The following is a 25,051-nucleotide window of genomic DNA, read 5'->3' on the forward strand; positions in this document are numbered from 1 at the left end:
GCAAAAAGGGGTGGACCGGTTCCACCCCTTTTTTCATTGCAGGCGGCAGGCAAAGATTGTATCTTCTCAGGCGATGAAACGCTACTTTTCTGAAAATGCCCTGCTGCAGATGCGCGACGCGATAGCCGGTGCGCATGGCAATGAAGTCTTCTTCCTCGGACGCACCGACGAGGCGAAGCTCGTCATCGATGCGGAGCCATTGGCCCGCGGCAACCGCGATGCAGTAGCGGCGATCATGATCGCCGCTTCGTTCGGCGACGTGGTGATCCACAACCACCCCTCCGGCATTCTCACCCCTTCCCGGGCCGACCTTGAGATCGCTTCCTTGCTCGGCAACCAGGGGGTCGGTTTCTACATCATCGACAATGCCGCCGAGCGTTGCTACCAGGCGGTTTCCCCCTTTGCCCGGACCGCCGTCGAGCGCCTCTCCTACCCGGAGATCGAGCGCTGGTACGCCCCCGCCGGCATCCTCGCCGAACACCTCAAGGGGTACGAGCACCGCGCCGAGCAGACCCGCATGGCCTTTGCCGTTGCCGAGGCGTTCAATGAAGAACGCATAGCCGTCATCGAGGCGGGAACCGGTACCGGCAAGTCCCTCGCCTACCTCCTTCCCGCTGTCCTCTGGGGCATCCGCAACCGGGAGCGGGTGGTCATCTCCACCAACACCATCAACCTGCAGGAGCAGTTGATCAAAAAGGACATCCCCTTCCTGCAAAAATACGGCGACCTGGATTTTCGGGCAGTCCTGGTAAAGGGACGCAACAACTATCTCTGCATGAGGAAACTGGAAAGCGTCAAGGCTGAGCCGACTCTGTTCAAGGACGATGCCGCCAACGAGTTGCAGGCGATCATCGACTGGAGCAGGAAGACCGGCGAGGGGTGCCGCAGCGACCTCTCCTTCATCCCCAGAGACGAAACCTGGGAAGAGCTCTCCTGCGAGGCCGACCAGTGCGGCAGGGTCAAGTGCCCCCACTACACGCGTTGCTTCTTCTACAAGGCACGCCGGGAAGCCGCCGGAGCCGACCTGCTGGTGGTGAACCATGCCCTGCTCATGGCGGATGTGGCCGTCCGGCAGGAAACCGGCTACGGTTCAACCGCCATCCTCCCCCCATTCGAGCGGCTCATTTTCGACGAGGGTCATCACCTGGAGGATGTGGCGACGAGTTTCCTCTCCGCCCAGGTTTCCCGCAACGGCCTCTTGAAAATAATCGGCAAGTTGCAGCACCCGCGCAAGGCCCAGCGTGGCCTGTTGCCGCTTCTTTCCGCCCAGCTGTCACGGGAAGTGCCGGAAGCACTCGACGACATCTACATGGAGGTTGCCGCCATCCTCGAAGGGCGGATCATTCCCCGGCGGGGCGCTGTTACCGACGCCATAAACCGCACCATGGACGCCATCGGCGCAGCCCTTATCGCCCATCTCCGCCGCGACAGGGAAAAGAAGGAGGAGCTTAAGCTGCGCCTCACTCCCGTCATTTACGCAAGCGCCTTCTGGATGGAGGTGGAGGAGCGGGTAAATGAGCTCTGCGAGGAGTTGGCCGACTATGCGTCTGCGCTCAGGAGTTTCCTCAAGGCCTGCGAAAAGCTCCCCGACAGGGTAGTGGAAAAACTGTCGGGAAACCTGGTGGACCTGAAGGGGGTGAAGGGGAGACTCGAAACAGCCCAGGAAAATCTTCGCTTTTTCATCGCCCGGGAGGAGGGATTTTGCCGCTGGTTCGAAGTGAGAAAAGGGGCGAAAGGGATGGTGGTGAAGCTCTGCTCCTCCCCACTGGAGGTGGCGGAGTCCATAAAGTCGGTGATACTCGACAAGTTCAAGACCGTTGTCGTCACTTCCGCCACCCTGGCGGTAGGGGAGCGCTTCGACTATCTGGAAAGAAGAACCGGATTGAGCCTCGTAAACCGGTCGCGCGTTACGGAGCTGCTCCTCGCCTCCCCCTTTGATTACGAGCACCAGACATTCGTCGGCATTCCCGCCGACATCCCCGAGCCGGTCGCAGCCGGCTTTGAGGCGGCACTCCGGGAGTACCTCCTGCGCGGACTCACCATCTCCCAGGGGCGGGCGTTCGTACTATTCACCTCTTACGACCTGCTCAGCCGCGTTTACAATCATCTGGCCGAACCGCTGAAAAGAGCGGGTCTGACTCCGATGCGCCAGGGTGAAATCAACCGCCACCTGCTCCTTTCCCAGTTCAAAAAGGCGCACAACGCCGTGCTCTTCGGTACCGACTCTTTCTGGGAAGGGGTTGACGTGAAGGGGAGAGCGCTGGAGCTGGTGGTAATCACCCGCCTGCCGTTTCGGGTGCCGACCGAACCGATCCTGGAAGCACGGGCCGAGCATATCGCCGCATGCGGCGGCGACCCGTTCATGGAATACACCGTCCCGCAGGCAGTTATCAAGTTCAAGCAGGGTTTCGGCAGGCTGATCAGGAGCCGGGAGGATCGGGGTGCTGTGCTGATCCTCGACAGCCGCGTCCTGTCGAAAAACTACGGCAGGTTCTTTCTCAGGTCGCTCCCCGGTGCCCGCATGGTCCAGGGAAGCGGAGACGAGGTTTTCGCCGGGATGGCCGGGTTTTTTAACCCTTCGACCGCATCTCCCGCTTCGCAATAAAGTTGTAGCACTGAAAATAACAGAGGGTCGTAAGGATAAAGACGAAGAGGATGGGGTACTGGGCTCCCGGCGCCTGGGGCGCCCGGAGGATGAAGATGATGAAGAAGATGAAGAGAGATGCCTTGATGATATCGCCGGTCAGTCTTTTCCTGCGCAGCGCCAACATATCGGCAGGAGAAAGAGAGGTACTGCACGAATTGACCTCACGCTTTGCTTCATGGGCTGCAAACCGGTAGACGGGGTAGAAGAAAATGACCTGCACAACGAGGGTCCTCAGGATGCTGTTGATGAATATCTGCGACGGGACGTGGGCCTGAAACCAGAAAGCAACGCCGGCAAGGAGCAGCAGCAGAAAGGCCTGGACCACGTAATAAATCGTAATCAACCGCCCCAGTCGCTTAAAATCAAAACCGTTTGCCATAGTATTCTCCGCATCTATCAAGGCTTTTTCTCTTCTCACCGATGCACACACCATAACAAATAAAATAGTGTTTTACAAGCAAAAGTAGCTGCCGCGGCATGGCCTCCTGTAAGAGGCACAAAAAAGGCCCCATCAAGGGGCCTTTTGAGTATCCGATGGCTTGCCGGCAGTTACTTCTTGTGGCATTCACCGCACTTGGTCGGGCCTGCCTTCTTGGTTTCGTGACAGCCTTTGCAAAGCTTATGGGCGGCATCTTTGCCAAGGGTCAGTTTAGCAGGAGTCCCTTCACCATGGCAGCTTTTGCAATCGCCGGTGGCGCTGTGTTTCTTGTGGTCGAAGGTAACGTTTCCGTTTTTGGCCTTCAGAACAACGGTGTCAGCGGCAAACGCAGCCGATGCAGCAAAAGCAACCATCAAAGCAACCGCAAGTACTTTCTTCATAATCCTACCTCCAAAAAGATAATATTAAACTTTGCCAAATTTATACCGACAATTAGGTGATGTCAATAAATTTATATCCATTTTCCGCTGATTTGTCAGGCAACTCTCGCCGCGGTAACGACAAAAACCGCCTCGGCTCCGGCGCATTTGAGGGTTTTGGCGCACTCGGCAACCGTGCTGCCGGTGGTATAGACGTCATCGACCAGAATTACCCGTTTCCCCGCAACAGCATCTTTGTCTGTGACGGCAAACGCACCCCGCACGTTCTCCGCCCTCTCCGTGGCTGCAAGGTTGACCTGCGGCTCGGTCCAACGGACACGGCGCAGATTATGGCGCAAAAGCGGCAGCCGCCACTGTTTCGCCAGAATCCCCCCGAGGAGCACCGCCTGGTTGTAGCCGCGCCAACGCAGTCTTTTTTTATGGAGCGGAACCGGAATGACGAGGTCGGCCGCTACGTGTGCGGCAAAACCGGCCAGATGCCCGGCGGTCAAAAGACCGAGCGGTCGACAGAGGTGAACCTTGTGTCCATACTTGAAACGATGAACGAGATCCTGCACCGGCCCGCTGAAAACAAGGGCGGCACGGGCCGCCGCATAGGCCGGGGGATGGGACAGGCAGGGGCCGCACAGGTGATCGATGCCGTTCTCGGTTGCAAACGGAACACCGCACACGAGGCACAGGGGAGAATTCAGCGGAATGAGTTTCTCACGACAGCCGGCGCAGAGGTGAATGTCGCCGGCGTCGGGAATAAACGTCTTGCAGATGTGACAGAGGGGCGGAAAGAGTATATCGATCAGGGCGCGGAAAAACAACCCTACAGCCCCATGTCCTCGTTCACCACCAGCACCCTGACATCGGTGAGGCGCGGCTTGCGGTCGATGATGGTGGTAATGCGGCAGATCCGGTCCGGCGAATTGCAATCGGAGCAGAAGCCGGTCTTGGAACAGGGGGTATTGTAATTGAGACGCCTGGCATTGGGGGGAGTGGCGCAGTCCTTGATCCGCTTGACGGCAGCGCCCACGTCTCCGTCCACCAGCTTGTTCCGCCCAGCCACAACGATCACCTTTTTCGGACCGAAGAACATGGAGCCGACCCGGTTGCCGGTGGCGTCGATGTTGACCAGGAAACCGGAGAGGGTGACCGCATTGGTCCCGGTGAGGAAAAGGTCGCAGGTAAGCTGGCGGCGCATGACCGCCACCCGCTCCTCCAAAGAGAGACCCGGCAGACTGTGGTTGAGGATTTCCTTTCCCTCCTCCTTCAGCCGGTCGGCGACCTTTAGATCGGCCACCGACATGGAGCCGCCGAACCCGACGCTGGCAGCATCGGCCGCCTCTTTGACGATATAGTCATAGGCCTCCTGCCCGGTCGGGCAATATACCGCCGTGAAGCCGTTTTTTCCCAGCGACTCCACCGCCTTCTCGCACTTCTGCTCATAGGTCCAGTCTGTAAGTTCCCGCGTTTTGCTCATGATCCGTTCCCGCCTTTCCCATGTGGCGCCTTGCGGTCGCCTCCTGTTTCCCTGTTATTTCACGATCATGCTCTTGCCGGTCATCTCCTGCGGCTGCGGGATGCCGAGCAAATCCAGGATGGTCGGCGCAATATCGGCGAGGATACCGGGGCGAAGCTTTGCATCCTTGCGCGTATCATCCACGAGGATGAACGGCACCCTGTCGCAGGTATGGGCGGTATGGGGGCCGCCGTTCTCATCGACCATGATCTCGGCATTGCCGTGGTCCGCGGTGATGAGCACCCGCCCGCCGAGACTCCGCACCTTGGCCACCAGCCTGCCGACGCAGTCGTCGACCGCTTCGACGGCACGGATAGCCGCAGCCATGATGCCGGTGTGACCGACCATGTCCGCGTTGGCGAAGTTGAGGATGATCACGTCGTAGAGGTCCTCGTCGAGCCTTTTCAGAAGCTCCTCGGTGACGGGGTAGACGCTCATCTCCGGTTTCTTGTCATAGGTTGCGACCTCCTTCGGTGAGGGGATCAGCGCCCGGTCCTCGCCGGGAAAGGGGACCTCGCTGCCGCCGTTGAAGAAGAAAGTGACGTGGGCGTATTTTTCCGTTTCGGCGATGCGCAGCTGCCTTAAGCCCAGACGGCCGAGCACCTCGCCGAAGATGTTTTTCAGCGCCTCCGGGCCAAAGGCGACCGGCAGGCCGAAGGTCTCGTCATAGGTGGTCATGCAGACGTAGGAGGCGAGCCGGGGAAACTGCGGCCGCTCGAAACCGGTGAAACCGGCATCGGTCAGGGAACGGGTTATTTCCCGGGCCCGGTCCGAACGGAAATTGAAGAAGATGAAGCCGTCGCCGTCCCGAACGGTGCCGACCGGGGCGCCATTTGCCGTGATCACCGAGGGGAGCACGAATTCGTCGTTGACGCCGTTTTGGTAGCTCTGGTCAATGACTGCAGCGGCAGAGGCAAAACCTTCCCCCTCGCCGCAGACCATGGCCCGATAGGCCTTTTCCACCCGTTCCCAGCGGTTGTCCCGGTCCATTGCGTAGAAGCGGCCGATGACCGTAGCGATGCGCCCCGCGCCGATCCGGACGATTTCCGCCTCAAGCCGGGCCAGGTAATCGACACCGCTCTGTGGCGGGGTGTCGCGGCCGTCCAGCAGGCAATGGACAAAGACATCCTTGACCCCCTCCCGCTTCGCCAGCTGCAGCAGGGCATAGAGGTGGGTGTTGTGGGAATGGACGCCGCCGTCGGAAAGGAGCCCGGCCAGATGGAGCCTGCCCCCTGCGGCCTTGGTTTTGGCGATGCAGTCGAGGAGCACGGGGTTCTCGAAAAAATCGCCGTCATCAATCGCCTTGGAGATCCGGGTCAGGTCTTGGTAGACAACGCGCCCGGCGCCGATGTTCAGGTGCCCCACCTCGGAATTGCCCATCTGTCCCTCGGGCAGACCGACGGAAAGGCCCGATGTCCCCATCTCAACATAGGGGTAGGAGGTCGAGAGCCGGTCCATGTTCGGCGTGTTAGCCCTGGCAATGGCGTTGTTTTCCTGGTGGGGGTTGATCCCCCAACCGTCGAGGATCATCAGCAAAAGTGGTTGTTTAGGCATCTAGTGTCTCCTCAAAAAAAGTGAGTAGGCCAAATCTAAAGATCCTTATTCGCTCCTTACTCCTTACTCCTTACTCCTTACTCCTTACTTCTTACGGATTTCAGTGGTGATACGGCTCCCCGTTGATGATGGTGAAGCCGCGATAGATCTGCTCCAGGAGAAAGATCCGCACCATCTGGTGGGTGAAGGTCATCCTGGATAAGGCGATGGTCTTGTATGCCATTGACCTGAAACTGTCGCTGAAGCCGTATGCGCCACCGATGGCGAAGGCCAGCTCCTGCACGCCGCCGTCCCGGTTGGCGGCAATGAAGCCGGCGAGATCGGGAGAGGACAGCTGCTCCCCCCGCTCATCGAGGAGAATGAGACGGGCATTCCGCGGCAGGAGTTTTACGAGGCGCTCCCCTTCCCGCTCACGCATGGCTTCGGCGGCCGCCCCCTTTTCCTCCTTGGCTTCGGCCAGCTCCAGGGGAGTATACCTTCTGATACGGCCGGCATACTCGTCAATCCCGCGCCGGACCCACTCCTCCTGGGTCTTGCCCACCCAGAGGACCCTCATTTTCATTTCTCTTTATCTTCCCAGAGGTATTCCACCGGAATCTCCACAAGGGGTGCATTGCCCCACAATTCATCCAGGTTGTAATGACGTCTCACTTCCTCCTGAAAGACATGGACGATCACGTCGCCGTAATCGATGATCACCCAGCGACCTTCCTGCATTCCCTCAATATCCAGCGCCTTGCCGAACTTCTTGAGCCCCTGCTTTACCGAGTCGGCAATGGCCTGGGCCTGCTTGTCCGACCGACCGGTGGCCAGCACCAGATAGTCGGCAATGCTGGAAAGCTTCTTGATTTCCAGGATCTTGACATCCAGGGCTTTTTTATCCAGGGCGCACGCGGCGCACTTTATGGCCCGTTCCCGGGAAGTCATCTCTTTTTTATCGGGCATCGTTATAAATCCTCTGTTCCTTAATGTAGTGCTCGACCGACTGGGGCACCAGATACCTGATCGAGCGGCCGAGCCGCGCCAATTCGCGAATGTCACTTGATGATATGTCGAGAAGGGTTCCTGCAATGGAGTAGACGGAATAACCGGAGCGGTGGGCAAGCCGTTTTTCCGCCTCATAATAGCAGAACTCATGGGCTATGGCAACAGGGAGGGCCGCGTCCAGAGCCGCGACAGCCGCGCCTGGACGCTCAACCACCACGATGTTGCACAGGTTGAATATGGCCGCGTACTCCCGCCAGGAACCGATATCCAGGAAAGAATCGCTGCCGACGATGAAGAAAAACTCGTCATGGGGAAATGCGCTGTGCAGCCCCTTCAGGGTGTCGATGGAGTAGGATTTGCCACCCCGCCGCCCCTCCACATCGGAAATGGTAAATGCCGGGTTGTCGGCTATCGCCAGCTGCACCATCCGATAACGGACGTCGAAGGAGAGCTCCCCCGCCAGCGGCTTGTGCGGCGGAGAAGCGGCCGGCACAAACATCACCCGACCGAGGTCAAACCTGTCGCGGACCTCCTCCGCGATGCGGAGGTGGGCGTTGTGGATCGGGTTGAAGGTGCCGCCGAGGATACCTATCTTCATGCGTCACCATCCACTCTCAACCGGCCGCCATTCACGGCCTTACCTGCCCTTCGCCGTAGACGATGAACTTGGTTGTGGTCAGGTCCTCAAGCCCCATGGGCCCGAAGGAGTGGAGCTTGGTGGTGGAGATGCCGATCTCCGCGCCGAGGCCGAGCTGGTTGCCGTCGGAAAAGCGGGTGGAGGCGTTCACCAGCACCACGCTGGAGTTCACCTCGCGCAGGAAGCGCTGGGAGTTGCCGTAGTCGCTGGTGATGATGGCTTCCGTGTGTAGCGAGCCGTATTTGTTGATGTGTGCGATGGCCTCGTCCATGTCGTCCACCACCCTGGCAGCGAGGATCAGGTCCAGGTATTCGGCATGCCAGTCCTCTTCCGTGGCCGGTGTGGCTCCAGGTGCAAACTGGCGGAAGCAGTCGTCCCCGCGCATCTCGACCTTGAGCGCCGCCAGGGTCTCGAAGATGCGGGGGATGAAGGTCTCCGCCACATCCTTGTGGATGAGGAGGGTTTCCAGGGCGTTGCAGACCCCGGGCCGCTGGGTCTTGGAATTGACGATGATCCGCTCGGCCATGTCGAAGTCGGCAGAGGCATCGACGAATACGTGGCAGACCCCCTTGTAATGCTTGATGACCGGGATCTTGGAGTGCTCGACGACGAAGCGGATCAGACTCTCCCCGCCGCGGGGGATGATCACGTCGATGAACTCCTCCTGCTTGAGCATCTCCGTCACCCCTTCCCGCTCGACAAAGGGGATCACAGACAGGGCGGCAACCGGGATGCCGTCCTTGCGCATCTCGTCCTGGAGGATGCGGGCAATGGCCACGTTGGAGTAGATCGCCTCGGAACCGCCGCGCAACACCACGGCATTCCCCGCTTTCAGGCAGAGGGCGGCGGCATCGGCCGTCACGTTGGGACGCGACTCGTAGATGATGCCGATCACGCCGAGCGGGATGCGCATCTTACCCACGGTCAACTCGTTGGGACGCTTCCACATGCGCGTCACCTCCCCCACCGGATCGGGTAGACCGACCACCTCACGCAGGCCATCGGCCATGGCCTTGATGCGGGCCTCGTCGAGCATCAGCCGGTCGAGCATGGCAGCGGAAAGCCCCTTCTTCTCCCCGGCAGAAAGGTCCTTGGCGTTCTCCTCTACCAGGTGAGGGGTGTTGTTGATCAGGGCCATGGCCATGTTCATCAGGAGCTCGTTCTTGGCAGCAGAAGAGAGCCTGGCCATGGCAAGGGATGCCTGACGGGCATCGGCGGCTATTTTTCGGATTTTTTCGGCAATGGTCATCGGGAACCTCCCTAAAAAGCTTATTTGCTACGGAGACAGTGGGGCACAGAAGAAAATCATAAACTTCATTGAACCGCAAAGTCGCCAAGAACGCAAAGAAGGATAGAAAAGCTCGCCCGTTTGGTTTATAAAAAAACGGTTACAGGGTTTTAAGTCTTTCTTTGCGCCCCTTGTGCTTCAGCCCTTTGGGTCCTTTGCGGTTCAGAGATTTTGTTTTCTCCATCCTTTTGTGTCGCATCGGAAATAATTTCCATTACAGAACCACTAGGTTATCTCTATGTATTATGTCGTCCCCGTAGCGGTAGCCTAAAATCTGCTCGATCTCCCCGCTCTTGCGGCCATGGATCAGCTCTATCTCCCGGCTGGAATAATCGGCGATGCCACGGGCGAATTCCGTCCCGTCCGGGCCGCAGACCCTGACGCAGGCGCCGCGGTCGAATTTACCCTCCACCCGGACCACGCCGGACGGGAGGAGGCTCCTGCCGTGCCGGGCCAGCACCTCGCGCGCACCGTTATCGACGATGATTCTGCCCACCGGCCGGAGCGTATAGGCGATCCAGTGCTTGCGCCGGTTGAGACTGGTATCGGCCGGCAGGAACAGGGTGCCGACCTCGTCCCCTGTCAGTGCCCGCTCCAGGTTTCCCGGCGTCTTGCCGTTGATCATGAGCGTCGACACGCCCGACTTCCCCACCTTCTTGGCAGCGGCCACCTTGGTCGCCATGCCTCCTGTGCCGACAGTGGAAGCGCTGCCGCCGGCGGCGCGCTCCACCTCCCGGGTAATGGCACTGACCAGGTGAATCAGCCGGGCATCGGGATCGGTGCGGGGATCGGCGCTGTAAAAACCGTCGATATCGGTAAGAATGACGAGTAGCTGGGCCTCGACCAGGTTGGTGACCAGGGCCGACAGGTTGTCGTTGTCGCCGAACTTTATCTCGTCCACCACCACAGTGTCGTTTTCATTGATGATGGGGATGATGCCGCAGTCAAGGAGGGTATCGATGGTGGCGCGGGCATTGAGGAAGCGGAGCCGGTTGGCGAGATCGTCCCGGGTCAGGAGCAGCTGCGCCACCTTGATCTCGTGGCCGGCAAACGCCTCTTCATAGGCGCGCATCAGTTTTGACTGGCCGATAGCGGCAGCAGCCTGTTTCTGGGGGATGGTGCGCGGCCGGTCTCCCAGCCCCAGCTCCTTCCTCCCCGCAGCCACAGCGCCGGAGGAAACGATGACTATCTCGTAGCCTTTTTTGCGAAAATGGGAAACCTCGCCGGCCAGCCCGCCGATAAGCGCGCTGTCAAGGCCGTTGTCATCGCAGGTCAGGACACGGCTGCCGATCTTGATGACGATCCGTTTTACCTTTTTCAGGATTTCTTTGCGCATTGTGGAATTATACCGAACAAATATGGATATGAAAACGCCGCATAGTAGCATGTTTGCCAGGGCATGGCAAACGTTGTTAGTTTCGGATTGACAAACCGGCGGGGTGACTTTAGACTGATGCCCTGCCAATAAAGGGGTACCGCTTGCTCGATAAGGAAAAATGGAAAAAGAAGTTTATGGCGATCCTTTCGCTGGACAGTCATCCGGGGCATATCTCCGCCGGGTTTGCTGTCGGGGTCTTCATAAGTTTCACCCCTTTTTTCGGCCTCCATACCCCCCTTGCCATTGCCGCCGCCTTTATCCTCCGCCTCAACAAGCTCACCTGCATCACCGGCGCCTGGATCAACACGCCGATAACCGTAATCCCGATCCTGGGGTTGAGCTACAAACTGGGGAGGGTGCTCCGTGGTCTGCCACCGGGTGAATTGCATTTGAAGGGACTGGAGTGGCATTACCTGGAAAAACACGCTACCTCACTGCTGCTCGGCAGTTCCATCCTCGGCTTTATTGCAGCAATCCTCTCTTATTTCGCCTGCTACTACCTGGTGGTCAGATTCAGACAGAAAGACGAAAGCCTGGCAGAGCTTACTCAGGAAATGGAAGTGGTCGGGGAAGAGATAGAATAAAAAAAAGGAGCGAGGTTCGAGGTATGAGGATCGAGGCTCTGTACATCGACCTCAACCCTTTATCCTCGTTCCTTGTTCCTCGTTCCTTGTTCCTCGTTCCTTGTTCCTCGTTCCTTGTTCCTCGTTCCTCGTTCCTTGTTCCTCGTTCCTTGTTCCTTGTTCCTTGTTCCTTGTTCCTTGTTCCTTGTTCCTTGTTCCTTGTTCCTTGTTCCTTGTTCCTTGTTCCTTGTTCCTTGTTCCTCGAACCTCGTTCCTCGCCCCTGCTTCCCTTATTTGGCTCCTCGACGAATTGAGTGGGTAGCCTGGGCCGGGTTGATGTAAGATAGGCCACCATCACTCAGCCTGGAGGTTAGTAATCGCTATGAATCCTGAAGATCTTTTTGGTGCTGCTCTTGGAATTGCCATCCCGTGGAAGGTTACCTCTGTTGACTTCAACAAGAAGTCAAGTCGTTTGGACATAACCATCGACTTCCAGCGGGGAGCCACCTTTCCCTGTCCGGTCTGCGGAACGTTGTCACCAGTCCATGACACCACGGAGAAAGAGTGGCGGCATCTGAATTTCTTCCAGTACGAAGCCTACCTTCATGCGCGTGTTCCACGGGTAAAGTGCCCTAACAGCGACTGCGGCGTGAAGTTGGTCCAGGTACCCTGGGCTCGCGCAGGCTCAGGATTTACGCTGCTGTTTGAGGCCCTGGCCATGACCATGGCTCGTGATTTGCCGGTGAAGGTCATGAGCAGGCTGTTTGCCGTTACCGATACCCGTCTATGGCGGTTGATTCAATCCTATGTCGAGAAGGCAAGGGCCGCAGAAGACTTCTCCGAGGTGAAGAGGGTCGGTGCGGATGAAACCTTTGCCGGGCGCAGTCATGACGAGAAATTCGTCACCTTCTTCTTCGACCTCGACATGCATAAGCTCTTGTTCGGCACGACGGGAAAGGACAACGAAACAGTCAAGAGCTTCGTCGCGGACCTTAAGTCACATGGCGGCGATCCTGATAGCATCACAGACGCTGCTATTGACATGTCCAAGGCATTCATAAAGGGTGTCAAAGAGCAGTTGCCCCATGCCGTGGTCACCTTCGATAAATTCCACGTCATCAAGCTTATGAACGATAAGCTTAGTAAGATAAGGGCTCAAGAAGCCAGGTTATTTCCTGAAATCCTGAAAAAGAGCAGAAACCTGTTCCTCAAAAATCCAGAGAACCTGACACCGGAAGAGGAACAGCGCCTGGATGCCATTATCACCAGTCAAAGCTTAAGGAGTACGGAAGCTTACATGCACAAGCTGAACCTTCAGAACGTCTATTTTGCTTCAAGCCGAACGGAGGCAGAAACCCTGTTGACCAAATGGCATCGGAAAGCCGCCGCAAGCTCAATCCAACTCATCAAGAACATGGCCGAATCTGTAAAAGAGCATTGGGATGGCATTCTGGCACATTTTGAAAGCGGCCTGACTAGCGGCTTCATTGAGGGCATCAACAGCCTAATTCAATCAGCCAAAACTCGGGCACGAGGCTATCGGAATCCTGACAACTTGATCTGCATGGCTTATCTGGTTGCAGGCAAGCTCAACCTAAAGTCGCTATTCCCTCTACCCACTTGATTCGTTGCAGAGCCCCTTATTTGCCCAGAAACGGACTCAACACCATATAAGTGACAAATGCCACTGCACCAGAAGCGGGAATGGTAAGGACCCATGCAACGAGAATACGGGAGGCTATCCCCCAGTTGACGGCGGACATCCTTTTCGACAGCCCGACCCCGAGGATCGCTGACGTTATCACGTGGGTGGTGCTGGTCGGCATCCCCATAGCTGAGGCGCCTAAAATGACCCCGGCGGAAGCGGTCTCGACGCAGAAGCCGTGCACCGGTTGCAGCTTAACGAAATCCCGACCGACGGTCTTGATGATGCGCCACCCCCCTGCCGCAGTACCAAAGGCCATGGCAACAGCACAGGCGATCTTCACCCAGGTGGGAACGGCAAAGGTGCTAAGTGTCCCATAGCTCACCAGCGCCATGGTGATAACACCCATGGATTTCTGTGCATCGGCGGTGCCGTGGGAAAAAGCCATGAATGCGGCAGACAGTATTTGCAGTTTCCTGAAGGACTTGTTCAGACCATAGGGGGATTTGTTTCTGAAGCTCCACATCATCAGCACCATGAAGATAAAGCCGAGCAGCGTACCGAGGACGGGGGAGACCAGCAGGGCGAGGATGATCGTTTTCAGGCCTGTCCAGTGGAGGGCGGACATACCGGCATGGGCAATCACCGAACCCATGATGCCGCCGATGATGGCATGGGAAGATGATGAAGGGAGGCCGTAATACCAGGTTATCAGGTCCCAGATGATCGCGCCGGTAACCCCGGCCAACACCACCATCTGGGTGATATTGCTGGCATCGACGATCCCCTTGCCGATGGTCGCCGCCACCTTGGTGGAGATCATGGCGCCGGCAAAGTTCAGCCCCGCAGCCATGATTATGGCGCTCCGTATGGAAAGGGCGCGGGTGGAGACGCAGGTGGCGATGGCATTGGCAGTATCGTGGAAGCCGTTGATGTAGTCGAAGAGTAGCGATGCGGCTATCACCAGGACGAGCATTACCAGTGTTACCTCAGGCATTTTTTACCACCACGCTTTCCAGGATGTTTGCCGCATCTTCGCACTTATCCGTGGCCCTTTCCAGGGTTTCGTAAATCTCCTTCCACTTGATGAGCTGAATCGGGTCTTTTTCCTCGTCGAACAGGCGGCTGATCGCCTCGCGACAGACACGGTCCGCCTCGTTCTCCAGGGCGTTCACCTCGACACAGTATGCGCTGATCGGCTCCAGCTTGCCGCCCAGAAGCGCCACGGTCTTGTCGATGGTCTGGCAGGACTTGAGGATGAGGAAAGCCAGCTCCTTTGCTTCCGGCGTCGGCTTTTCCACGTTGTACATGACCACCCGCTGGGCTGAGGCATCGATCAGGTCGAGGATATCATCGAGGGCCGCGGAAAGGGCATAAATGTCTTCCCGGTCAAAGGGGGTGACAAAGCTCTTGTTCAATTTCTTTATGATGTCGTGAGTCAGGGAATCACCCTTGTGTTCAATATCCTTGATCCGCCGCTGGCTGGTGACCGGGTCATGGAAGTTATCCAGCATATCCTTCAACAGTTCGGCACCTTCTATGATGTTACTGGTCATCTCCTTGAACATGATAAAAAATTTTTCGTCCTTGGGAATCAGCCCAAACATACTGCTACCTCCGAGCGATCCAGATACCTGAACCGGTTATTTTGAAACCTGCTAGAAATAGCACAATTTTGTCCGACTGCCCACAAAAAATGTTGCGATCATGTTACAGCGACTCGTATACAATAATTTCCATCCGGAACCGGATGAGAAATTATTGGTTTCTGATTCGGAAAGCGGGGATTTTTTGACTCAACCTTTCGGTTGACCCCGCCGGGGCGCCTTCGCGGTCCAACTCGCTAGGCTCGTTGTGTCCTGGCAAGGAAATCAAGAGGTTGCGCGGAGGCGTACAAAGGTACGCCGCACAAGCAAGCCCGCAGATTGACACAGCCAGGGCGAAAAAGCACCCTTTCCGGACAGAAACCACATAATTACTCCTTGATTTTGCCAGATGCATCGCTTATGTTGCTCAGGCTTTAAGCACAGAAGGAGATTATCCGAATGGACCCGTTTCACGCAGCAATTCTCGGTGCTCTGCAGGGGTTGACCGAAGTCCTCCCCATCAGCAGTTCTGCCCACCTGATTCTTTTCCCAACCTTTCTCAAATGGCCGGAGTCGGGCATAACCTTCGATGTCGCCCTCCACCTCGGAACCTTCATCGCCCTATCGCTCTATTTCTGGCAGGATATCATCGAACTGATCGGCAACTTTGCCGGCGGCCTGACTGGCAGAGGGCTCCATACCCCGTCGAACCGCCTCCCCTTTTACATCATAGCCGGCACCATTCCTGCGGCGCTGGTGGGCAAAACCCTGGAAGCCCCCATTGAGGAGATCTTCAGAAAAAGCCCGCTGCTGATTGCGGTCTTACTCATCGTTTTCGGCCTGATCCTCGCCTTTGCCGACACAACCGGCGCAAAGCGCTGGAAAATGGACCGGATCACCCTCAAATTCGCCCTGATAATCGGCCTGGCCCAGTGCCTCGCCCTGATCCCCGGCGTTTCCCGTTCCGGCATCACCATTACTGCCGCCCTGCTGATCGGATTCAACAGGGAAACCGCAGCACGGTTCTCCTTTCTCCTGTCACTTCCGATCGTAGCCGGCGCCGCGCTGCTCAAGGTAGGGCACCTGGTCAAGACCGGTATTCCGGCCAACGAGGTTGCGCCGCTTTTGATCGGCATTGCCACCTCGGCGGTTTTCGGCTTTTTGAGCGTTGCCTTCCTCCTCAAACTCGTGCAGCGGAGCTCGCTCTACCCCTTTGTCTGGTACCGGCTGGTTGCCGGCTCCATGGCGCTGGTGTTGGTCTTTATTCTCTGAATCGGCGCGTGACGGACGTGCCGGCAGAAAGCGGAGAGGTCCTATGTCTGGAGGAATCAAGCAGTGGCCTGAAGATGAACGGCCAAGGGAAAAGCTTCTCAAACGGGGCGCAAAAGCATTGAGCGACGCGGAACTGCTGGCACTGATCATCGGCACTGGCGATTCTTCCAGCGGCCGGAGCGCCCTCGACATCGGCAGGGAGATGCTGCAGGACTTCGGTGGCCTGCGCAACCTGGCCCACGCCACCGCCAGCGAGATCTGCCGGATCAAGGGAGCAGGACCGGCCAAGGCCGCCTGCATCAAGGCGGCGCTGGAACTGGCCAACCGATATGGCGCCCGCCGTTTCGAAAGCCTTGAACGCTTCACCTCTCCGAGCCAGGTCTTCGAGCACTTCCACCACGAATTTCGCGACCATCGCAAGGAATACTTCCTCACTCTCCTTCTCGACGGCAAAAATCGCATCCTCAAACGGGTGCAGATCTCCGAGGGCTCCCTCAACCAGAGTATCGTCCACCCCCGCGAGGTCTTCAACCAGGCCGTCCGCGAGTCAGCCGCCGCCATCATCCTCGTTCACAATCACCCTACCGGCGATCCGACCCCGAGCCGCGAAGACATCGACATCACCCGCAGACTAAGGGAGGCGGGAGACCTGCTCGGCATCAAGGTGCTCGACCATATCATCATCGGTGACGGCTCTTTTCTCAGCTTTGTCGATAGGGGAATGATGTGAAAGCGGCTGATCCCCGGCGGATGCCTTGCTCCGGCAAATAGACAGGGAAAGCCCTGATGCAGGGGCAAGCCCCTATTAATCAGCGGTTCAAATCGGGTAGGAGGCGGGATTGCTCCCGCCGTCCTCCCACACCACCGTGCGTACGGTTCCGTACACGGCGGTTCATGAAGTACGTTGAAGTCGGTGAAGCTGGTCTATGAGTGATACCAGCCCCAGTTTGTCGAAGTAGAATTTCGGAACAGCTTTGTTCATATGCGCGGCCCCTGCATTCCACCAGGGGCCGCGGCCGTTTGTGGCCGACCGCCATGCAGTTGCCTCCGATAATCCCCGCCGCATCAGTTTCTTTGCTCGCGTCTTGGGGCGCTTCCACTGCTTCCAGAGAATGCGACGCAGTTTACGTCTCAGCCATCCGTCCAGTTCCTCGAAGATGCCTTTTACTTCCGCGTACCGAAAGTAGTTTAACCAACCCCTAAGTTTCGGGGTTGTCTCTTCAACGGTGGTTTGGATGTTCTGACCCCTTCCCCGCCTAAAGATCGTCTTGAGGTTGGCCTTGAGCCTGGCAGCCGCTTTCTTGGCCACGGTAAGCCGCGGTTTGCGGTGCCGGGTCATGCTGTAACTCAGAAACGACCTTTTCCACGGACGGTCAACCGCGCTTTTGCCCTGGTTGACCGTGAGCTTGAGCCGCTCGGACAGGTAGCCGGTAATTGAGGCCATGACACGCTCGCCGCTTCTCCTCGTTGCAACATAGATATTTGCGTCGTCGGCATAGCGGCAGAACTTATGGCCCCTTCTTTCCAGTTTCTTGTCCAGTTCGTCGAGGAGGATGTTGGACAGCAGCGGCGAGAGAGGCCCGCCTTGCGGCGTGCCTTCCAACCGGGGTGACGTCACTCCTCCTTCAAGTATCCCTGCCTTAAGGTAGCTGTCGATAAGGGACAGCACCAGACGGTCTCCAACCTTGCGTTTCACCAGCGACATAAGGGTGTCGTGGTGGACTCGGTCGAAAAATTTCTCAAGGTCAATGTCAACCACCCACCTAAGGCCGCTCTCTACATACTTCCGAGCTGCCTTGATCGCTTGATGGGCGCTCCGTCCAGGGCGAAACCCGTGGGAACTTATGGAGAAACCAGGGTCGAACAGCGGGCTCAAAACTTGATGCACCGCCTGCTGAATGAGTCGGTCAAGGACGGTGGGAATTCCCAGCATCCGTGTGCCGCCTCCCGGTTTGGGAATTTCTACTTTCCGCACCGGTTGCGGGTGATACGTTCCCGTCAGCAGTTCTTCTCTGATGCGCGGCCATTCCTCCTGTAGGTAGCCCTTCAGGGCCGTTACCGGCATGTTATCGACGCCGGGCGCTCCCTTGTTGCGCATTACCCGTGAGTATGCCGCCATCATGTTGCCGCGACTGACGATCTTCTCCATCAGTCCCGTTGCCGCTTCCGGCCAGTGAGCTGCTTTCCTTCCCGTGACGTTTGCCGCACCTCTCCCTTTCTCTCGCGGTTTCCAACCGCTACCCTCCGGGCTGGCGCCGGGTATCCCAACCCGGCCTTCTGCTGCTCCTGTCGTCATCGAAACTCAAGGCTCCTGTCCGCTTACTTCAAGTTCGGCCCTTTGTCGGTCGGTTATTCCGACTCGTATGGCCTCTGCTGACTTCTGCCAACCCATCCCGGCACCTCTCGATGCCGGTAGCACAAGGCAGGTTGACAGACCTCCCAGGGTAATGCGCGTGACCTTCATCCCATATACCCGCCGCATCTACTTCCACATCTTTCTGGATGGTTATCGGGCTTTGAATCTGTTTGCCTTCTCGCCCAGATGTGGCTGCCTCATATGCGATTCCTGTTCGTCGGGCCAGGACTTTGCCTACAGCTTCCTTCAGATTCCGGGTCGCCCCGGACACCCTTGCTGTTCAGCTATCGGTTCCCACCATCAGGGTCCGAAGAGGACTTTCACCTCCAAGTCACCAATCAGGCACCATACCCAATTGGATGGCGCTTACGCGCCACGCGCCATGCCTGGCGCACAAACAAAAAAAGCCTGCATCTTTGCAGGCGTCAAATGGTACAAGGAAAGCAGGGTCTACTGCTTCTTAAAATGCGATGCAACCCGGTCCAGGGCGCTTTTCAATTCGGCACTGGCTTTGTCCATTCCCCCCTTCATCGACTCCCATTCCTCGCCGCTCGCCTTCTGCAAGGCGTTCCATTTCTCCTTCAACACCTCTTTTTTCTGAAGCAGTTCGTCGATCTCCCTGGTCAGCTGGGACTTTGCCCCCGCAGTTAAATGTACGGCTTTAGTTTCCAGCGTTTCGATCTTCTCCTTCCATTCTTTGAGCTGCTCTTCCAGCTTCTTCCGGTACTCCTCCTTTGTGTCCATGGTGTTCCTCCTTTGGCGAAAACCTTCACCACCATTAGCCAAATCCAATACTATAAGTTTGCCTGAAAATTACTAAAAGTCGAGCCCGGCAGTCGAAAATTCCCGACACCTCCTCGCCCATTAACGCTGAAAGAATTCTATTGATGATGACCGCTCCGATTGGAAAAGGGAGCGGTCGAACGGTTGCCGAACCGGCCAGGCGGAGCAACGGCGAAGGCCCGCTCGATCATGACGACGGCGTCCCGAAAGCGGTGAGGCGCATTGAGCAGGACCAGCAGGACCCGGGTGCCGTCCCGCTCGGCCAGGGCCACCAGGCATCGCCCCGCATTTTCCGTATAGCCGGTTTTTACGCCGCTGACGCCGACGGAGCGCCCCAGCAGCTTATTCCTGTTTACCAGCGAAAAGGCGCGCCTCCTGTCGACGGTGCGGATCTTCAGCCGCTTGCTGGAGACGAGCCGGCCAAAGGCGGGATTTTTCAGGGCGGTTTCGGCCAGGATGGCCAGGTCGCGGGCCGTGGAGTAGTGGTTCGGCGCATCGTGGCCGCAGGCATTGGCAAAGCGGCTGTTGTCAAGGCCGAGGCCCCTCGCCCGGGCATTCATCAGGGCAACGAACCGCTCCTCGCTCCCGGCCAGATGGTCGGCGAGGGCATGACAGGCATCGTTGGCCGACGCCACCAGCATCGCCGCCAGAAGGTCCTCCAGCCGAAACCTTTCCCCGACGCGAAGACCGATACGACTGCCGGTCTCCCCTGCCGCCCGCCTGGAGACGGTCACCACCTCATCAAGTTTGCACCGTTCCAGCACCAAAATGGCGGTCATGATCTTGGTCAGGCTGGCCTGCGGCAACCGACGCACGGGTCGGCGAGCCCAGACCGTCTTCCCCTGGATCTGCACCAGGTACGCCGATGCCATCCGCGGAAACGGGTCGGGCACCTCGGCCGCCCCACCATTCCCCGCCGCCAGCATGAGTGTCGCCAGCAGCATGATGCGGACTATCATACGCGGGTCCCTCCCCTTCCTGGCAATAACCGATCAGCACTGACCATATCAGGTTTTTACAACAACAATTCCCCCCTCACCCTAGCCCTCTCCTTTAGGCCCGCAATTTGGGTCCGCAAGGGGCGAGGGGACTTTAAAGCTCCCCTCCCTTGATGGACCCAAAGGGCCTAAAGGAGGGGCTGGGGGAGGGTGCAATGTGCTGGTTTTTATGGCTTGGTGAGTCAGTGCAATTTTCTAACCGGACACTACTGACGAATGTAATCCATTATACCTCTTTTCCAGCGGATGACGCCCATTCGTGCAGCCGGCTTAACAGGACCATTTGCAATTTATCTGTTTTTCTGTCTAATTAAGAAAATAAAATAGATCGCTATCCCCTCTTAATTCCTACCTTTTTTTGTCAGTTGTAAAAAATTTTTACACCTGCAAAAGCCTAACCTATCGATATTTCAATTGAATTTCTCTATTTTCTCGTGTAGATACAACTGAGAGCTCATTAATACCAGGCAAGATCGTAGCCGAGCTTATCAGAGGCGGTTGTTGCAGGTATGCAGTGTTTGTTAAGATCGCAATATTGCACCCTAATGTGAATTCAGGCTGCTAACCGCCGTTCGGTGCTCGTCATCAACCCGAGAAGGAGAGCTGGATGCCGCGCGTAACGATTATTTGCCCGCATTGCAGTTTTAGCCGCGAAATGGATGATGCTGCGATCCCCGCCGGGGTGACCAGGGCCACCTGCCCCAAATGCCGGCAAGGATTTGGCTTGAGCGAAGCAATCAGGCCACTGGCTGTTGTTTCACCGCCACAGCCGCCTCTCGCACAAGCTGCACCGCCCCCCCTTGAGCCTCCGGCCGCAGTTCCCAAGCCAAATGTACCGCCGAACCCCCGCCCGAAGACCCTCCGCTTCTCCTTCTCAGGCAACGCCCGCGACTACTTCGGCATCTGGATCGTCAATACCCTGCTGAAGATCGTCACCGTCGGCATCTACTCGGCCTGGGCCAAGGTCCGCAAACGCCGCTACTTCTACGGCAATACCATGCTCAACAATACCGTCTTCGAGTATCTGGCCGAACCCATGGCCCTCTTCAAGGGGTGGCTCATCGCCGCAACCTTCTTCCTCCTCTATTCAGTCGGCTCGAAAGTGAACCCCATGCTCGCAAGCGTACTCGGCATCGTCTTCTTCATCGGCACGCCGTGGCTGATCGTCCGCTCCCGCGTCTTCAACATGCGCAACTCGGCGCACCGCAACATCCGCTTCACGTTCCAGCCCGACTATCGCGAGGCCTATGTCGTCTTTGCCGGGCTCCCGTTCCTCATCCCGTTCACACTGGGGTTTATCGTCCCCTACATGGTATACCGCCAGAAGAAGTTCTTTGTCGAGCAGAGCGGCTACGGCAGGACCCGCTGCACCTTCGACGCCACTGTCAAAGAGTTCTACCTGGTTTTCCTCAAAGCGGCCGGCGGGTTTGTCCTGCTGATTGCCGGCTTGATCCTGGCCGCATACTTTCTCTCCGCAACCTTCCGGGAACTTTCGCCGCTTTTCCTGGATGGCAGCGGCCTGGACAAGAAGACCCAGCAAAAAGGCGCTGTCGCCATGGTCTTCATCATTTTCGCCGTCCTGAACCTCTTCTACATCTATTTCGCGGTCTACGTCCAGACAGCCCTGGCGAACCTCACCTGGGGCGGGACGCGCATCAGGAACAGCCGGTTTTCCAGCACCCTCAGGGTCCGCGACATGGCCTGGCTCTACTTATCCAGCGCGGCCGCGATATTTCTTTCCCTGGGGCTCCTCATCCCATGGGCCTCCATCAGAATAACCCGTTACCGCTTGAAAAACCTCTCTCTCAACCTCAACGACGACATGGAGGGATTCCTGGGTTGGGGACATGCGGGAGTCGGCTCCGCCGGAGAGGAGATCGGCGATATGTTCGGCATCGACGTGGGGCTATGAGTCCCGTCCGCGCCTATTACTACGACGGCAAGATTTCTGCCCGGCGCATTGTCTCGCTGGAGCGCATCGGTGAAAACCTGCGGCTCCATGGCGACGGGGTGGATGTGAACTACCCCGTTGCATCGGTCCGCGTCTCTCCCCCCATCGGCCATGTACGCCGCTCGCTCCGTTTCCCCAATGGAATCCTCTGCGAGATCATCGACGACGCGTCGCTTGGAGAACTACTGGGAAACGACGGCGGCCTTATCCCGCGACTGCTCGCACGCTGGGAGCGAAGCATCCCGTTGGCCCTGTTGGCAATGGTACTGACCGTCGCAACAATTGTGCTGTTCATCAAGTACGGCCTGCCGGCGGTTGCCCGTCACGTGGTCCATGCGGTCCCCGCCTCCTCGGAGGCGAATCTGGGCAGGGAATCACTGGCTTTTCTCGACAAATACATGATGCAGCCGTCAAAGTTGCCGGAGGCCAGGCGGCGAGAGGTCATGGCCCTCTTCAAAAGGATGCGGGACACCTTGCCGGAAGCCAATGGCTACCGTCTGGAATTCCGCTCCAGCGATCAAATCGGCGCCAACGCCTTCGCCCTGCCCGGCGGGACGATCGTCGTCACCGACGGCATGGTGGAGCTGGCAAAGCGCGACGAGGATCTGACCGGCGTCTTAGCCCACGAGGCGGGTCATGTCCATAACCGCCATGCCCTGCGCCACGTCCTGCAAAGCACCGGCAGCGGACTCCTCATCGCGGCCGTCACCGGGGACATCACCTCCATCACCTCCCTTTCGGCGACGCTGCCGACGGCGCTCGTCAATGCCGGCTATTCACGAGAATTCGAAAACGAGGCGGATGATGCGGCGGTTGCCTACCTGGTCAAGGCCGGGATAGAGCCGAAGACCTACGCGGAGATGCTGGCCAGGCTTCAGGCAGAACACGACAAGCGGGCAGGCAAGAAGGGAGATACCCGGCACTGGAGCCCCGCGGATCTCTTCGCGTCCCACCCGGAGACCTCCGAGCGGATCAGACGGGTGCTCGGGAAGCGCAAATGATAAAGCCGTTCACTATTTCATGTTTTCAAGTTTGCATTTTTATCGCAATTATGTAAAATATGTTTTACAAATTAATTAGGAAACGGCAATGGAATACTTTCTCAGCGAACAGCAGCGGCTGATCGAAACCGTCAGTCCGACGAAGCGGTATCTCTATGACCGCATCGACTGGAATGAGCGATGTCTCGGCATCCTGGGAGCACGCGGCACAGGGAAGACTACCCTGATGCTGCAGCATATCAAGGAGAGCTACGGGACCACGGACAAGGCGCTCTACATCTCCGTCGACAGCCCATACTTTCAGGCCCACAACCTCTTCGAGTTTGCCAGGGAGTTCCACCAGCTGGGGGGTGAGGTGTTGTTGGTGGATGAAATCCACAAGTACCCCGACTGGTCGGTCCATATCAAATCCATTTACGACTCCCTCCCCGACCTGAAGATTGTCTTCTCCGGCTCCAGCCTTTTGCAGATCGCCAAGCAGAAGGCGGACCTCTCCCGCAGGGCCATCATTTTCAAGCTGCATGGTCTTTCCCTGCGGGAGTATATCAACTTTACCCTCAAGAAAGAGTATCCGGCCTATGCGCTTGAAGACATCCTTACACGTCACCAGCAGATTGCCGGTGACGTATGCCGTGAGATGAAGGTGCTCAGGCAGTTCCGGGATTATCTCCAGGGGGGTTACTACCCGTTTTTCCTGGAGGGGGAGTCCTATTACAAGCTGCGGGTCCGCGAAGTCATCAACCATATCCTTGAGGTAGACCTTCCTTTCGTCAACCGGATCGAGGCCCGGCAGATATCCAAAATAAAAAAGCTCCTCTACCTGCTGGCGGTTGGTGTACCGTTCACGCCGAACATTGCCAAACTGGCCGAAGCGACGGATATATCCCGGCCAAGGTTATACGAGTATCTGGAGAATTTGCAGGATGCCCGGCTGTTAAATCTGGTACGGTCGCAGGGTAGAGGCTATGAAGTCCTGACCAAGCCGGACAAGATTTACCTGGAGAACAGCAACCTGATGTATGCCATTTCCGAAGAAGTGAATATCGGTTCATTACGGGAGCTGTTCTTCGTCAATCAAATCAGGAATGCGGGCAGCATCCATCCCAATTTGATTGAAAACTCCGTCGAGCTGTCCGGTCGTGGTGATTTCATTGTTTACCCGTTCCGTACGGATGCGAATTCGGGCGTACGCCAAGGCAGCGACGAAGCCGACACAGGGAGACGTCTGAAGGCGGAGTCGTACACCTTCGAGATCGGCGGCAAGGGGAAAGGATTCCGGCAGATAAGCGGTGTCGAAAACAGTTTTGTCGTGGCGGATGATATTGAGGTGGGACTGAAGAATAAGATACCACTCTGGATGTTTGGGTTTATGTACTGATGGGATGCAAGCATATTATAGAAAAACATGCATCCTGATATAGGCGCTTGCGACTTGAATCGTTACAAATATGTGAGCAAAATGTTCAAGCAAGACATGACTCACGCGACGACGCACCAAAAGTAGGCGCTTTTAAGCGACGACGCAACGAAAGGTTTTTAAACAAATTATTGGTTCATGGTTTTAAAACGTTGCGTCGCCGCGTCGTTGCGTGTAATAAAATATTTTTGGTTCCAGCTTGCCCGGCTTAGGATATTGGGGACTGTCAGCCAATCAAGTAGTTCGGCAGAAAGAAAAACTACAAAAGGCTAATGACAGATTTACTGTGTTGTCGCTGGTTTGTGTATAGATAAGCACGGGGAAGCCACCAAGATTGCCGCCATCGGTGAAGCGACTGCCCAGGCCTACAGCAAGCAGCAGGAGGCAATCGGTGAAGAGGCCATCAAGCAGATCAAGATCGTGGAGCTGATTTCAGCCGCCATCGAAAACGGCAACATCAAGATTGTCCCGGATGTGCTCGTCAGCGGCGGAGGCAACGCTGCTGACGGGCTGATGGGTATGTTGACAAAGCTTTTGCCAGGGGTCGATATTCCGGCGTTGGTTAAAAAATCCGGTACAGCGTCGGTTGAGGGGCGTTCAACTGGTAGTTGAAGGGACAGACATTTTTATGTTCACAGATTAATACTACTCCGACACATAGC

The 25,051-nt window shown here is 57.2% G+C and carries 24 protein-coding genes; 9 read left to right on the forward strand and 15 right to left on the reverse strand.

All coding sequences use genetic code 11. The annotated features are described in order from the left end of the window. Positions 1–73 precede the first annotated feature (73 nt). Positions 74–2,605, forward strand: coding sequence for a helicase C-terminal domain-containing protein (locus GURA_RS20955; RefSeq protein ID WP_011940900.1), 2,532 nt, complete (start codon positions 74–76; stop codon positions 2,603–2,605). On the opposite strand, the gene GURA_RS20960 is transcribed toward GURA_RS20955, so the two are convergent. From GURA_RS20960 to proB, 10 genes are all read right to left on the reverse strand, one after another. After that, positions 2,571–3,026, reverse strand: coding sequence for a hypothetical protein (locus GURA_RS20960; protein WP_011940901.1), 456 nt, complete (start codon positions 3,024–3,026; stop codon positions 2,571–2,573). The genes GURA_RS20955 and GURA_RS20960 overlap by 35 nt on opposite strands. A 170-nt stretch (positions 3,027–3,196) precedes the next feature. Continuing rightward, positions 3,197–3,466 (reverse strand): cytochrome c3 family protein, encoded by a 270-nt coding sequence (locus tag GURA_RS20965; protein WP_011940902.1) that lies wholly within the window; start codon positions 3,464–3,466, stop codon positions 3,197–3,199. A gap of 95 nt (positions 3,467–3,561) precedes the next feature. Next, positions 3,562–4,278 (reverse strand): ComF family protein, encoded by a 717-nt coding sequence (locus tag GURA_RS20970; protein ID WP_011940903.1) that lies wholly within the window; start codon positions 4,276–4,278, stop codon positions 3,562–3,564. Between the two features lie 2 nt (positions 4,279–4,280). Then, the gene (locus tag GURA_RS20975; protein WP_011940904.1) at positions 4,281–4,934 is read right to left on the reverse strand and encodes a lactate utilization protein; all 654 of its coding nucleotides are present in this window, start codon (positions 4,932–4,934) and stop codon (positions 4,281–4,283) included. A 54-nt stretch (positions 4,935–4,988) separates the two neighbouring features. Further along, positions 4,989–6,527 carry a 2,3-bisphosphoglycerate-independent phosphoglycerate mutase gene (gene gpmI / locus GURA_RS20980; protein WP_011940905.1) on the reverse strand — a complete coding sequence of 513 codons (1,539 nt, stop codon included), beginning with the start codon at positions 6,525–6,527 and terminating at the stop codon, positions 4,989–4,991. 100 nt (positions 6,528–6,627) lie between these two features. Beyond that, positions 6,628–7,089 carry a 23S rRNA (pseudouridine(1915)-N(3))-methyltransferase RlmH gene (locus GURA_RS20985; RefSeq protein ID WP_011940906.1) on the reverse strand — a complete coding sequence of 154 codons (462 nt, stop codon included), beginning with the start codon at positions 7,087–7,089 and terminating at the stop codon, positions 6,628–6,630. Further along, on the reverse strand, positions 7,086–7,472 hold the full coding sequence (gene rsfS, locus GURA_RS20990; protein WP_011940907.1) for a ribosome silencing factor: 387 nt from the start codon (positions 7,470–7,472) through the stop codon (positions 7,086–7,088). The genes GURA_RS20985 and rsfS overlap by 4 nt, the downstream gene beginning before the upstream one ends. Beyond that, complete coding sequence (gene nadD, locus GURA_RS20995) at positions 7,462–8,112, reverse strand: nicotinate-nucleotide adenylyltransferase (RefSeq protein ID WP_011940908.1); 651 nt, start codon at positions 8,110–8,112, stop codon at positions 7,462–7,464. Before nadD ends, rsfS begins: the two co-directional genes overlap by 11 nt. Before the next feature lie 31 nt (positions 8,113–8,143). Beyond that, on the reverse strand, positions 8,144–9,424 hold the full coding sequence (locus tag GURA_RS21000) for a glutamate-5-semialdehyde dehydrogenase (RefSeq protein WP_268741756.1): 1,281 nt from the start codon (positions 9,422–9,424) through the stop codon (positions 8,144–8,146). A 229-nt stretch (positions 9,425–9,653) separates the two neighbouring features. After that, a complete protein-coding gene (gene proB / locus GURA_RS21005) occupies positions 9,654–10,775 on the reverse strand; it encodes a glutamate 5-kinase (protein ID WP_041245596.1) in 1,122 nt (373 codons plus the stop codon). 143 nt (positions 10,776–10,918) lie between these two features. Here proB and GURA_RS21010 point away from each other — a divergent pair, with 143 nt between their 5' ends. Together GURA_RS21010 and GURA_RS21015 are read left to right on the forward strand one after the other, a co-directional pair. After that, positions 10,919–11,401 carry a DUF2062 domain-containing protein gene (locus GURA_RS21010; protein WP_011940911.1) on the forward strand — a complete coding sequence of 161 codons (483 nt, stop codon included), beginning with the start codon at positions 10,919–10,921 and terminating at the stop codon, positions 11,399–11,401. 361 nt (positions 11,402–11,762) lie between these two features. Then, entirely contained in the window at positions 11,763–13,004 is a 1,242-nt protein-coding gene (locus GURA_RS21015) for an ISL3-like element ISGur7 family transposase (RefSeq protein WP_011937052.1), read from the forward strand. A gap of 16 nt (positions 13,005–13,020) precedes the next feature. On the opposite strand, the gene GURA_RS21020 is transcribed toward GURA_RS21015, so the two are convergent. Further along, a complete protein-coding gene (locus GURA_RS21020; RefSeq protein WP_011940912.1) occupies positions 13,021–14,022 on the reverse strand; it encodes an inorganic phosphate transporter in 1,002 nt (333 codons plus the stop codon). Then, positions 14,015–14,632 (reverse strand): DUF47 domain-containing protein, encoded by a 618-nt coding sequence (locus tag GURA_RS21025; RefSeq protein ID WP_011940913.1) that lies wholly within the window; start codon positions 14,630–14,632, stop codon positions 14,015–14,017. Before GURA_RS21025 ends, GURA_RS21020 begins: the two co-directional genes overlap by 8 nt. Before the next feature lie 438 nt (positions 14,633–15,070). Between GURA_RS21025 and uppP the strand changes: the two genes are divergently transcribed. Both uppP and radC read left to right on the forward strand, forming a co-directional pair. Then, a complete protein-coding gene (gene uppP / locus GURA_RS21030) occupies positions 15,071–15,883 on the forward strand; it encodes an undecaprenyl-diphosphatase UppP (RefSeq protein WP_011940914.1) in 813 nt (270 codons plus the stop codon). Positions 15,884–15,926: 43 nt separating this feature from the next. Further along, positions 15,927–16,613, forward strand: a complete 687-nt coding sequence (gene radC / locus GURA_RS21035; RefSeq protein ID WP_011940915.1) for a RadC family protein — start codon at positions 15,927–15,929, stop codon at positions 16,611–16,613. A gap of 162 nt (positions 16,614–16,775) precedes the next feature. Here radC and ltrA read toward each other — a convergent pair whose 3' ends face one another. The 3 genes from ltrA to GURA_RS21050 all read right to left on the reverse strand — a co-directional run bounded on the left by ltrA (position 16,776) and on the right by GURA_RS21050 (position 19,981). Beyond that, a complete protein-coding gene (gene ltrA / locus GURA_RS21040; protein ID WP_011937128.1) occupies positions 16,776–18,179 on the reverse strand; it encodes a group II intron reverse transcriptase/maturase in 1,404 nt (467 codons plus the stop codon). A gap of 510 nt (positions 18,180–18,689) precedes the next feature. Then, positions 18,690–18,983 carry a sll1863 family stress response protein gene (locus GURA_RS21045; RefSeq protein WP_011940916.1) on the reverse strand — a complete coding sequence of 98 codons (294 nt, stop codon included), beginning with the start codon at positions 18,981–18,983 and terminating at the stop codon, positions 18,690–18,692. A gap of 137 nt (positions 18,984–19,120) precedes the next feature. Beyond that, positions 19,121–19,981: a D-alanyl-D-alanine carboxypeptidase family protein gene (locus GURA_RS21050; RefSeq protein ID WP_011940917.1), complete on the reverse strand. Its 861-nt coding sequence runs from the start codon at positions 19,979–19,981 to the stop codon at positions 19,121–19,123. A 646-nt stretch (positions 19,982–20,627) separates the two neighbouring features. Between GURA_RS21050 and GURA_RS21055 the strand changes: the two genes are divergently transcribed. The 4 genes from GURA_RS21055 to GURA_RS21070 all read left to right on the forward strand — a co-directional run bounded on the left by GURA_RS21055 (position 20,628) and on the right by GURA_RS21070 (position 25,001). Then, a complete protein-coding gene (locus GURA_RS21055) occupies positions 20,628–21,932 on the forward strand; it encodes a DUF898 family protein (protein WP_011940918.1) in 1,305 nt (434 codons plus the stop codon). After that, positions 21,929–22,972, forward strand: coding sequence for a M48 family metallopeptidase (locus GURA_RS21060; RefSeq protein WP_011940919.1), 1,044 nt, complete (start codon positions 21,929–21,931; stop codon positions 22,970–22,972). Before GURA_RS21055 ends, GURA_RS21060 begins: the two co-directional genes overlap by 4 nt. 88 nt (positions 22,973–23,060) lie before the next feature. Beyond that, positions 23,061–24,350: an ATP-binding protein gene (locus tag GURA_RS21065; RefSeq protein WP_011940920.1), complete on the forward strand. Its 1,290-nt coding sequence runs from the start codon at positions 23,061–23,063 to the stop codon at positions 24,348–24,350. Positions 24,351–24,689: 339 nt separating this feature from the next. Then, positions 24,690–25,001: a hypothetical protein gene (locus GURA_RS21070; protein ID WP_011940921.1), complete on the forward strand. Its 312-nt coding sequence runs from the start codon at positions 24,690–24,692 to the stop codon at positions 24,999–25,001. Positions 25,002–25,051 lie beyond the last annotated feature (50 nt).

The organism is Geotalea uraniireducens Rf4 (assembly GCF_000016745.1).
Lineage (GTDB): Bacteria > Desulfobacterota > Desulfuromonadia > Geobacterales > Geobacteraceae > Geotalea > Geotalea uraniireducens.